This window comes from Pseudoalteromonas sp. BSi20429, from assembly GCF_000238895.1.
Classification (GTDB): Bacteria; Pseudomonadota; Gammaproteobacteria; order Enterobacterales; family Alteromonadaceae; genus Pseudoalteromonas; species Pseudoalteromonas arctica.
Genome location: NZ_BADV01000020.1, coordinates 1 through 2,533 on the forward strand (window position 1 = coordinate 1; position 2,533 = coordinate 2,533).

Annotated in this window: 3 protein-coding genes; all 3 read left to right on the forward strand. The window is 37.7% G+C overall.

Going from position 1 to position 2,533, the window contains the following annotated elements; all coding sequences use genetic code 11:
* Window positions 1–482 (forward strand): HNH endonuclease (locus P20429_RS19215; protein WP_193371814.1); only part of this gene is annotated, 482 nt, incomplete at its 5' end.
* Entirely contained in the window at window positions 479–931 is a 453-nt protein-coding gene (locus P20429_RS20085) for an SMI1/KNR4 family protein (RefSeq protein ID WP_007581123.1), read from the forward strand. The genes P20429_RS19215 and P20429_RS20085, both read left to right, overlap by 4 nt.
* Before the next feature lie 300 nt (window positions 932–1,231).
* Window positions 1,232–2,092, forward strand: coding sequence for an immunity 49 family protein (locus P20429_RS15530; RefSeq protein WP_007581125.1), 861 nt, complete (start codon window positions 1,232–1,234; stop codon window positions 2,090–2,092).
* Window positions 2,093–2,533 lie beyond the last annotated feature (441 nt).

Below are 2,533 nucleotides of genomic sequence, written 5' to 3' on the forward strand. Positions count from 1 at the left end.
ATATAAAAACTCAAAAACCTATGCTTACAAAAGATGGCATGGTTATTCCATACGGTAAAACCGAAGCCGATGCAATTTCAATCCAAATGCCTAAAGGTGCCGAGAAAGGAAAAAGCTTTACAAAAAATGGCAAAACCATAACATATGATAAAGATGGTTTTCCTATTTTCAATAGTAAATTCGATGTTACTCTTGATGCCTCACATTTAGGAACGCAAAAGCATGGCAAACACTTTCAGGCGGCAAATGAATCAATACGAAAAGCATTAATAGACGATCCATCTTTAGCTAAAAAAATGAACTTAACACCAATGCAGCATAAGTTTTTTATGAAGAGCCCATCAGTTCAAAGTAAGCCACCGGGATTAACATGGCATCATCATCAAGATTTAGGAAAAATGCAGTTAATTAGTTCAATAGAACATAAAACTTTTTTACCTCATACTGGAGGTATGTCAATTTGGGGAGGAGGATATAAATGATAAACGAATGGGAATTGTATTTGTGGGAAAAAGATAAGCCTTTAAACAAACAAGTCGTTTCTTCGTTTGAGAAAAGAATGGGTATAACTTATCCTGAGAAATATTTAGAGATTATGAACTTGCATCAAGGGAAGGCACCTAATCCTGCATCAATATTAATAAATAATAATATTGAAACTGCTATTAGTTGCTTACTCCATTTTGCCGATGATGATTACGAAAACGTTTACAATGTAGAAACGACTATCTCTACCATGGAAGATAATATACCATATGGAGTTATTCCATTCGCTGATTCCCCTGGGGATGATTACTTCTGCTTTGACTTTAGAATAGAAAATATTGAACCAAAGGTTATTTTTTTCTCTCATGAGTTTAAAGGGGACGAAGCAATATTTCCGGTAGCCGATAGTTTTAAGGAATTCCTAGATAAAATTTATTCTTCTTAAGAACCCTAAATTCTCTTTAACAGCTTACAATATTCAAAACCAAGCTATTAAGTAACTTCTTAATAGCTTGGTTTTATTGGAACATTAAACAATAAAAATCAACCTTCACTTTGTTTTTAATTAATATATTGCCGAAATAGAAAAAGACAGTGTTGATGAAGTAAACCCCCAAGCTTGTTAAATAGTACATGATAAATACTTTATCACCTTTAAGACATACAACAAAAAGCCAATGACAATGGCTTAATCGAGACCATTGATGTGTCTATTTTTGATATCGGATTTTAAGGAGTAATTAAGATGATTAAAAGCCATTACAGCTTTGCACAAAGAAGCTATGACAGAGCAATCAAGTTATACAATAGGTTGCAAGAAGGGGGACTTGGGCGCATTCAAGAAGATCCTAGCCATGGGCTACATAATCATTTTAAGCGTAATCTAATAGACACCTTCCCCATGGAAGCCATTGAAAACCCTAATAGCTACCATGCTTGGCTTTACCTATTACGCGCATCACAATTAGGGCACGGTATTTTTCAAAGTAACGCCAATGATGGTCAAGCCTTTGCATTTTTTTATGATGACGAATACCTAGAAGTAATAGGTAAAGCCGATGACTATGGCACTAAACACGCAACGTGGTTAGAAGCATTATATGCCGCGATTATAGTGCGTAATCAAGACGCTATTGATTTCCTAACCACCATCGACAATGACGTATTTCGTCAAGCGCGATTGGGTGACCAACGCAAACCGTTTGATTACGCCTTAGCTGATTTACTCAAAGGGCTATTCAATCCAGACGCCGATTTAACACACTTACTTGAGCAAGCGTATGTCACCTCAAACCCAGATGATTATCCAGATGATGAGATATATTTACTAGTCAGCCGTCTCAAGTGGCCGTTAGTGTCTGTTATCGAAGCCATCTTCACAGAAGACGGTGAGCAGGCCTACAATAGCGCCATGGAAAAGGCTTTATTACTGCACAAAGAATATTACAGTGATGAGGAGCAATTAGGCGCCAATGAAGGTGCTATCCCTTTAGCGTTAACCGCGATGGCCGTTATCGCTAAAGAAGTCAAAGGCTATCAACTTACTATTGAAAATGAGTATATTCCTGATTGGCTAATCAATGTTAACCCACCAAAACCAGAATAAACGAACGTATAAATAATTACCCACTCTTTAACAACATGAATGTTGTAAGGCTAGGCGCTATAACTTTTAAAGCATAGCGCCCTAGCCTTTCAAGTAATGACTGCTTTTTACGGTTAACGCCCTCATTTACTTCTCATTCTTTTCTCTTTGTGCAAACAATATTTTAAGTGAATTATTCACAACGCGGGCGGCGAGATAAAACTCGACAGTCAAGGCAATGTTGATATTACCGCCACCAATGTACTCACACTCGATGGCACATTTATAACCTTTGATGGCCCGGTAGATTACGACATAACCAGCCCACAAACAGCGCAGGCACCGAGCAACACAAGCCCTGCCAGTATTAGCCAAGTGACTGCGTTTGATTTGGGTGACAATACGTTATCCGCAGGTTCACTCGCTCAGCTTGAACTTGAATATCTTTATGATGATGGCTCA